Origin of the sequence: Bizionia myxarmorum (assembly GCF_008086205.1) — a bacterium.
Classification (GTDB): domain Bacteria; phylum Bacteroidota; class Bacteroidia; order Flavobacteriales; family Flavobacteriaceae; genus Algorimicrobium; species Algorimicrobium myxarmorum.
In genome coordinates this window covers 44,899-53,520 of the sequence record NZ_VSKK01000007.1, presented here as the reverse complement: position 1 = coordinate 53,520, position 8,622 = coordinate 44,899, and the positions used below count along the sequence as shown (strand labels likewise).

Annotated in this window: 7 protein-coding genes; 4 read left to right on the top strand and 3 right to left on the bottom strand. The window is 33.8% G+C overall.

All coding sequences use genetic code 11. The features are described 5' to 3' along the window. The first annotated feature begins 225 nt into the window (after positions 1-225). The 4 genes from ES674_RS15250 (at position 226) to ES674_RS15235 (ending at position 3,856) form a co-directional block, all read left to right on the top strand. Positions 226-903, top strand: a complete 678-nt coding sequence (locus ES674_RS15250; protein ID WP_148405496.1) for a hypothetical protein — start codon at positions 226-228, stop codon at positions 901-903. Between the two features lie 301 nt (positions 904-1,204). Next, complete coding sequence (locus ES674_RS15245) at positions 1,205-2,377, top strand: hypothetical protein (RefSeq protein WP_148405493.1); 1,173 nt, start codon at positions 1,205-1,207, stop codon at positions 2,375-2,377. A 139-nt stretch (positions 2,378-2,516) separates the two neighbouring features. Beyond that, positions 2,517-2,963, top strand: coding sequence for a hypothetical protein (locus ES674_RS15240; RefSeq protein WP_148405491.1), 447 nt, complete (start codon positions 2,517-2,519; stop codon positions 2,961-2,963). Between the two features lie 164 nt (positions 2,964-3,127). Further along, positions 3,128-3,856: a hypothetical protein gene (locus ES674_RS15235; protein WP_148405489.1), complete on the top strand. Its 729-nt coding sequence runs from the start codon at positions 3,128-3,130 to the stop codon at positions 3,854-3,856. Positions 3,857-4,020: 164 nt separating this feature from the next. Here ES674_RS15235 and ES674_RS15230 read toward each other — a convergent pair whose 3' ends face one another. From ES674_RS15230 to ES674_RS15220, 3 genes are all read right to left on the bottom strand, one after another. Continuing rightward, positions 4,021-4,275 (bottom strand): hypothetical protein, encoded by a 255-nt coding sequence (locus ES674_RS15230; protein ID WP_148405487.1) that lies wholly within the window; start codon positions 4,273-4,275, stop codon positions 4,021-4,023. Between the two features lie 39 nt (positions 4,276-4,314). Continuing rightward, positions 4,315-6,447: a prolyl oligopeptidase family serine peptidase gene (locus ES674_RS15225; protein ID WP_148405486.1), complete on the bottom strand. Its 2,133-nt coding sequence runs from the start codon at positions 6,445-6,447 to the stop codon at positions 4,315-4,317. 98 nt (positions 6,448-6,545) lie between these two features. Beyond that, positions 6,546-8,594 carry an HD family phosphohydrolase gene (locus ES674_RS15220; protein ID WP_148405484.1) on the bottom strand — a complete coding sequence of 683 codons (2,049 nt, stop codon included), beginning with the start codon at positions 8,592-8,594 and terminating at the stop codon, positions 6,546-6,548. Between the last annotated feature and the right edge of the window lie 28 nt (positions 8,595-8,622).

The following is an 8,622-nucleotide window of genomic DNA, read 5'->3' as shown; positions in this document are numbered from 1 at the left end:
GGCGAATCTGCTAGCCCACGCCTTCAGTCAGACTGCACGCTTTCTTTGTCATGTGTCGTATCCAGTATACATCTTTATCCAGTGCTTATCTTTTTTTTTTTTTTTTACTGATCCGGAGCCCACCAAGTTCAAACTTTTCTTTTTGGTCGGAGCGGCCAAATGGGTATAAAAAAAGAAATAATAATATAAATGTTGCCAGTAATGCAAAAAAAAATATGAGATAGAATGAAATTATCAAGATTAGCATTTTTTATATTAATTCTTGGAATCACATTGATTTTATTAGCGCCATTAATATTTACTCAATACGGAATAGTCTCATTTACTAATACTGGGCAAATTGGAGATACTATTGGAGGAATTACGGCGCCAATAACTGGAATTATTGGTGCGATATTAGTTTATTTAGCACTTAAAGCACAAATCAATGCAAACGAAATAATTCAAGGACAGATAACCGAACAAAAAGCAGATGAAAGGACTAAAAGAAAGTTAAGTTACATTTCAGATTTATATAAATATTTTCTTCAAGCTATAGATAATTTTGAATACACAAAGTCTAACGGAAATGGTGGTATAATAAAAATTTTAGCTGAACTTTCAAAAATGGAAAGAAAAATAGCTCACGACGATTCAATTTTTGATAAGGGAAAAATTGCTGAACTAAATGCCATATTTAGATTGGAAAATATGTTTATAAAACAAGTCAATAAAGCTGATATTGAAATTGAGGATAAAGAATATTTCAGAGAATTAATTCATTTTCATTTAGAATCATTTGTGTTACCTCACGTGTCATTTGAATCTGTAGCAGCACCTTGTTCGGTTTGTGGCGAGAAACATAACGGAATACCATTTAAATTGATAGAATTAATAAATAACATACAATCAAATTTAGGATAAAGCACAGCTGGCAACAATGTATATAAAACATAGCTAAAACAGGCTTTACAAGAGGTTTTCGCTTCTTTATTAAGTTCGCCAAATTTTTATTTTTGTATATTTAGAAAATAAAAGTTAAACATAAAAAATAAAAATTCGGCTCGTGTATAATCCGAAACGATAACGTCTTTTTACACGCTACGTTTCATATACGAGACGTTGGAAATAATTAACACAGCAAACCCAACAAGACATATTTCAAAAGTACATTTTACAAATAAGAAAACTAAAATTTAATATTAATTCAAACTTGAAATAGTAATTGAAAGAAATCAAACAAATAAATCTATTTATATCTTGTCCTGGAGATATCAAAGACGAACTAAATTCCATTGAAGTAATAGTAAAGGAATTTAATAAAACCTTTGGTAAGATAAGCAGTTTCTCAATACAGATTGTTCACTGGAACGAAGACACCTACACTGATGTTGGAGAAGATGGACAAGAAATAATAAATAATCAGATTGATTATGATATATTAATTGGAATATTGTGGATGAAGTTAGGAACACCAACCAAAAGAGACAAATCAGGAACTGTAGAAGAAATTAATAGAGCAATAAAAAACCCAGAAAAACAACAATTAATATACTTTAAAACTGCTACACCTAATAACTTGAATGCTATAAATACATCGGAACTAGATGATGTTATGTTATTTAAAAAAGAACTTTCTAATAAACTTCTATACAAAGAGTTTGAAAGTATTGAGAAGTTTGAGACTTTATTTCGATTAAATTTATCTAGCTTAATAAAAGATAAATTTATTGATAAACAAGAACTTAATCAAAGTTCAACAGAAATAATTTTACCTAAAAAAGATGTTAAATATCAAAACATAGTCTCATTAATAGATGAAATCGAAAACTCAACCAAAGGTAATTTTGGAGATATAGACATCTTTGAGATTAATAAAAATGGATATGAGTGTTTCGATAAAATCACTCTTAATTTAACAAAAATGACAGAATATCTTGAAAAACTAACAACTAATTTAAATAAAGGTACAGAAGAAATAAATCAAGCAAATAATATTAAAGATACTAGACTAAAATTATCAAGAGCAAAAAAAGTTGTGAATCGACTGTCTAAAGAATTAGACGATTTTAACGATGAAATCAACTCTGAATTACCTGATTTTTCTGAAAATCTTAAAGAGGTTGGCAAAGTAACATCTGATATATTTCTGACTTTGAAATCTTATAGCGGTATTGATGAATACGACATTGAATCAAATACAATAGCTTTTCGAGATTCAATGGAATATGCAATGAATTCAACCGCAGAAATGTTAAAGGAAATAATGAATTGGCCACCGATAAATCTAAAATTTAACACTAGTAAAAGAAATACAGAGGTTACTTTAAAGGATTTAACAAAAGAAATTATGTTTGGATTAACACTAATTGATGAAACACTTGATAATAAGGATTAAATAATAACTATGCAAAACACCCCACAAAATTAATTGCTAATACAAGCCTACCAACTAAGACCCTCCCAAATCTTATATCAGCTTCTTATTCACTAAATTTGTTTCAACAACATTCAAAATAATCCAACACTCAAAAAAAATGAAAAACAAATTGTTCCTCATAGCCCTTTCCCTAACCCTTCTTACTGCCTGTAAAAACGACCCGAAACAAGAAGACATAGACCTTCCAGAAATGGAAACCGTAGAAACACCCATTCAAGAAACCCCTGCCGCTACAAGCCCAGCTCTAACCTATGATAATCTAAAAGCAGATTATACCCTATTTGGAAAATGGAAAATAACCAACACCCTCATAGTGGACGAAGATTTTCCATTTGAAATCTACACCAACGGCACCGAATATTACGCCGTAATTCCAGAAGGTGCCCATAAAATTGAAGTCCTAAATAAAAAAGGAAACGATTATTTTATAGATAAAAATAAATATGGCGAGTATTACCGCGTAGATAAAGACATGAATTTAACATTATTTGATAGGGATGGCGATTTAACTACCGCAGGCTATTCCGCAGAAAAAGTACAATAAACTTAAATAAAATAAATAACCCCAAACCTGTCAACATATAGTATGTTGGCAGGTTTTTTTATGCCCCTAAAACAAAAAAATAATTAGGCCATAGCAACATTTACGGAGTTCCGTAATGATTTAATCATTACATTTAAAAACATTAACATCTAAAAATCAACAACATGGCATCAACATCAGAAGTAGGACACGCTAAAAATGTAGCGAACTTTCAAGACCTTATGGCGTTTGTAAATGGCTACGGCGCAAACTACAATCCATCAAAAACAAGCCTAAAACCACCACAACTCGAAGCACTTTACAACCAAGCAAGCGCAGGTTTAAATGGCGTTATAACCAAAAACACCGCCTATAATAACGCCGTAAATCAGCGTATGGAAGTTTTTAGTGATATGCGCCCATTGGCAACCCGTTTGGTAAATGCACTCGCAACAACCAATGCCGGTGAAGAAAAAGTAGAAGACGCAAAAAGTTTTAATCGAAAAATTCAAGGCCAACGCGCATCCAAAAAAGTCGAACCCCTAGATCCAAACCAACCCGTACCCAAAACAATTAGTTCCAGCCAACAATCCTATGACCAATTAATCCAACACTTTGAAGGTATGATTTCCGTCCTAGATTCCGAACCAAGTTACACCCCAAACGAAACCGATTTAAAAATAACAACCCTTCAAACCAAACTTCAAGAACTAAAAGATGCCAATGAAAACGTTTCAAAAGCCTATGCTCAAGTCAGCAACGCCCGTTTAGATAGAAATAAAATACTATACGCAAAAGACGCCGGATTAGTGGATGTATCAGCAGATGTAAAAAAATACGTCAAGTCTGTTTTTGGTGCAACAAGCGAAGAATTCGCACAAGTTAAAGGTATACAATTGGTAAAAGTGAAATAAAAACCACGTTAACTATTAGGTTAGGCTTCTGTCTGTCATAAGGCAGGCAGTCGTAGCCTGATAATTCCCTTATCATCTTATTAAAAGCATGCTACAATTTTCACAAAATTAACAGTCATACTTTAAGGAATAGCATCCAAGTAAGCAAACATAGCATGTGCCATTTATATTTTCAAACCCCTATTTATACTTCTCCCTTCCACATTTGTAAAGTTCCTAACTTCATTAACAAATCTCTCAACTTCATTAACATATCTCCTAACTTCATTAACAAATCTCTTAACTTCATTAACATATCTCTTAACTTCATTAACAAATCTCCTGACTTCATTAACATATCTCCTAACTTCATTAACAAATCTCTTAACTTCATTAACAAATCTCCTGACTTTACACGTAAACAAAAAAAGCCCAAACATAAGTCTGGGCTTTCTCTATAAATTAAAACATCAAATTACTTATTTCAATTCCTTAACACCCATATTATAAAGTGCAAAAGCCTGAATATCCACTTGCTCATTAATAGTCGCTTCAGTCGATTTTCCTGCACCATGGCCAGCATTCACTTCAATTCTAATTAATGTTGGATTATTACCCGTTTGTTTAGCTTGTAATTCAGCAGCAAATTTAAAACTATGCGCTGGTACCACTCGATCATCATGATCACCTGTCGTAACCAAAGTCGCCGGATATTCTACACCCGCTTTCACATTATGAACCGGAGAATAGGCTTTAATATATTCAAACATCTCCTTGTTTTGTTCAGATGTTCCGTAATCAAAAGCCCAACCAGCACCTGCAGTAAAGGTATGGTAACGCAACATATCTAAAACCCCAACCTGTGGAATTGCCACTTTCATTAAATCTGGACGCTGCGTCATCGTAGCGCCAACCAATAAACCACCGTTACTTCCACCTTTAATAGCCAAATAATCTGATGATGTATAGTTTTCTTTAATCAAGTATTCAGCGGCGGCAATAAAATCATCAAACACATTTTGCTTTTGCATTTGCGTTCCCGCGTTATGCCATTTTTTACCGTATTCGCCACCACCACGTAAATTAGCAACCGCATACACACCGCCATTTTCTAACCAAACAGCATTGGCAATACTAAAAGAAGGCGTTAAACTAATATTGAAACCACCATAAGCATAAAGCATCGTCGGGTTTTTTCCGTTTAATTCGGTCCCTTTCTTAAAGGTAATAATCATCGGTACTTTAGTGCCATCTTTGGAATTATAAAACACTTGTTTAGACTCATAATCATCCGATTTGAAATCAATTTCTGGTTTATCATAAATAGTAGATTCGCCCGTTTCAGGATTATAAGAATAAATAGTTCCTGGAGCTGTATAATTGGTAAATGAGAAATACAAAGTCGTATCTTCTTTTTTACCACTAAATCCACCAACAGAACCAAGGCCTGGTAAGGTAACATCGCGTACTAGAGTGCCATCAAATTTATATTGTTTTATTACCGAAACGGCATCTTTCATGTATTCAGCAAAAATATAACCAGAACCTTTAGAAACCGATAATACATTTTCTGTTTCAGCAATCACATCTTTCCAATTAGCTTGCCCAACTTTATCAATAGTAAACTTCGCAATCCGTTGGTTTGCCGCTTCATAATCTGTTACAACAAAAAAGGTGTTGCCGTCATTATCCAAGATACTATTACTACTTTCAAAATTGTCAACAACGGTTACAATAGGTCCGTTTTTACGTAAATCCTTTACATATAATTCATTCCCGTAGGTAGAATTTGCCGCCGTAATTACTAAATAACTAGCATCCTGCGTAACATAACCACCAACATAACGTCTCTTTTCAGTATCACCAAAAACAACTGTATCATCACTTTGCGGCGTGCCTAATTTATGATAATACAAACGGTGCTGATCTGTTTTAGCAGATAACTCGCTACCTTTTGGCTTCTCATAACTGGAATAATAAAAACCTTCGTTTTTATACCAAGACATACCACTGAATTTCACATCCATAATAGTATCACCAATAATTTCTTTGTTTTCAGCTTTTAAAACAATAATTTTTCGCCAGTCACTTCCACCTTCGGAAATAGCGTAAGCAGCCATAGAACCATCTTCCGTGAAACTTAATCCACCTAAAGACGTGGTTCCATCTTTTGAAAACGCGTTAGGATCTAAAAATACCTCGTCATTTCCTTCGGCATCTTTTCTATATAAAACCGATTGATTTTGAAGGCCATCATTCTTATAGAAGTATGAAAAATCACCTTCTTTAAATGGTGCCGAAATTTTCTCGTAATTCCAAAGCGTTTCCATGCGCTTTTTAAGCTTGCTTCTAAAAGGAATTTGATCTAAATAATCAAACGTTACTTTGTTTTGGGCTTTTACCCAAGCTTTAGTATCGTCTGCATAATCATCTTCTAGCCAACGGTACGGATCTTTAACGTCACTTCCAAAATAGGTCGTTACCGTATCAACGGTTTTCGTTTCCGGATAGGTTAATTTCATGCTAGTGTCTTCTTTTTCAATTTTGTTTTGGTCGTCCTTACAAGCAACAACTGTTGCCAGCGCCAAAACACAGATTAGTGATTTCCTCATGGTTGTTTTTGGTTTTAATTGAGTAACTCCCAAAAATAAGGGAATTAAATGTTAAGTAATGTTAAAGGGTTTAACAGAAACTAAAATGGCTAACAAATTTATTCAGGATATTCTATTCGTAAATGAAAAATATTAGTCAGTTTTTGCTTTAAAACCTTTTTAATAGATTGAATTTCCTTGAAGGTAATATTCGCATTTAAAAACTGCTCATCATTCATTTGCTTGTTCAGAATATTCTCTACAAAATCATCAATTTTAGAAGACGTTGGATCTTTTATACTCTTGGAAGCGGCTTCCACACTATCACACATCATTAGAATAGCAGTTTCTTTACTAAACGGGGTGGGACCAGGATACCTAAAATCTTCCATATCTATGTTTTCATTCATTTCCTTTTCTTTCACATAGAAATAATAAACCATACTCGTGCCATGATGCGTTCTTATAAAATCGATAACCCGATCTGGAAGATTGTTTTTTCGGGCTATTTCAATGCCATCAATAACGTGATTAATGATTATTCGGGCACTTTCAGTTGGTGATAATTCGTCATGCGGATTAATCCCCGTACTTTGATTTTCAGTGAAATACGTCGGGTTTTTCATTTTACCAATATCATGATACAAAGCGCCAACACGAGCCAACATAGCGTTCGCACCAATTTCATTGGCAGCAGCTTCGGCTAAATTGGCCACGTTTAAAGAATGGTGAAAGGTGCCTGGTGCTTTATTTGAAAGTTCTTTTAGTAATTTAGAATTGGTATCTGATAATTCTAAAAGTGACACATCAGAAACTAATCCGAAGAGCCTTTCATAGGCATAAATCAACGGCTGCACGAACAAGGTTGCTAACCCACATAATATAAATAAGCCGAAAGTTTCCCACTTTAAAGTTTCAACACTCCCTTCATGTATCACAAAAAACGCAAAATACGCCACAATGTATATTAAGGTGATTTGTGCCACGGAAATAAACAGATTCGCACGCTTATATAATTCAGAAACCGTTAAAATAGTCACGATTCCCGCCGTAATTTGAAGAAACATATATTCATAACTATTGGGCACAATAAGACCCAATAATAAAACCGTGACAACATGAGTAAAAAGTCCCAATCGCGAATCAAAGAAGGCTTTTAAAACTAATGGAAGAATACAAATAGGCACCACATACAGGTATTGCGAATTATAATTCACCACCAGCGTCGTTATTAAAACCATAAACGCCACGTTAAAGAATATAAAGGTGACTTTTACATTGTTTTCAAAAACGGATAAACGGTATTTTCGTATAAAAAGTAAAAGCATCAGTAAAGCCAACGTCACTAAAAGCGTGTAAGCAAACACAATCCAGTTGTAATTGGATTTGTTCCAAACCTGCGATTCATACTCGGATTCTAACGATTTTAATATTTGAAATTTTAAGCCTTCAACTACTTCACCTTTAGAAATTATAAGCGTTTCCCGTTCCACACTGCCGCGTGTGTAGGATACTTTTTCCAATTCCTCTTGCAGCACCCGTGAAGAAAACTCCTGATTGAATTCTAAATTGGGTTCCACCAAATCAAAAAACAAGGACGTAAATTCATTTTTATAGGATAGTAAATCCTCTTCTTCTAAAATTCTAGTAATGATAGCAGAAACCTCATTTTCCTCGGTAAGATTGGTAAATTGGGTTTGCTCCTTCTCCACCCGACCATCTAAAATGATTACTTTTTTGGTTTCTGAATGCTCAATATCATCGCTTAACACACCAAAACGGTAAAGCTCATCTAAAATTTTGGTACCAGATTGGTTTAAGGCGTTTCGTTTATAATAAGGTATAGAATCTGAAAATGCATTTTTAAAGCCCTTCTTAAAATTGGTAGTAACCGTTTTCTGAACAGCGGGATTAATATTAAAGTATAAAGGCACATTGTCTTTTACCTCTTGCTTTTCCGTGGCCACTTGCTCATCAGTCTTTTTTATAGCAAAATTAAAAGGCGCATATAAATTTTCAGACTGCCAGGGTTTCCCTCTTTCAAAATTGTACTTAAATTTTCCACTTTTAGGAAATAAGTACACTATTAAAAGCGTAGTAGATATAAAAAGCAGCAATTTATAAGCTAAAGCGTGATTTCTATATAATGCATTTATAAAGTCTTTCATAGATTGAAGGAATATTTTCAAATGTAGT

Excerpts from the sequence above, each read along its gene's own strand:
- ES674_RS15250 (WP_148405496.1), top strand. The coding sequence starts at position 226 with ATGAAATTATCAAGATTAGCATTTTTTATATTAATTCTTGGAATCACA.
- ES674_RS15240 (WP_148405491.1), top strand. The coding sequence starts at position 2,517 with ATGAAAAACAAATTGTTCCTCATAGCCCTTTCCCTAACCCTTCTTACT.
- ES674_RS15235 (WP_148405489.1), top strand. The coding sequence starts at position 3,128 with ATGGCATCAACATCAGAAGTAGGACACGCTAAAAATGTAGCGAACTTT.
- ES674_RS15230 (WP_148405487.1), bottom strand. The coding sequence starts at position 4,275 with ATGTTTGGGCTTTTTTTGTTTACGTGTAAAGTCAGGAGATTTGTTAAT.
- ES674_RS15225 (WP_148405486.1), bottom strand. The coding sequence starts at position 6,447 with ATGAGGAAATCACTAATCTGTGTTTTGGCGCTGGCAACAGTTGTTGCT.
- ES674_RS15220 (WP_148405484.1), bottom strand. The coding sequence starts at position 8,594 with ATGAAAGACTTTATAAATGCATTATATAGAAATCACGCTTTAGCTTAT.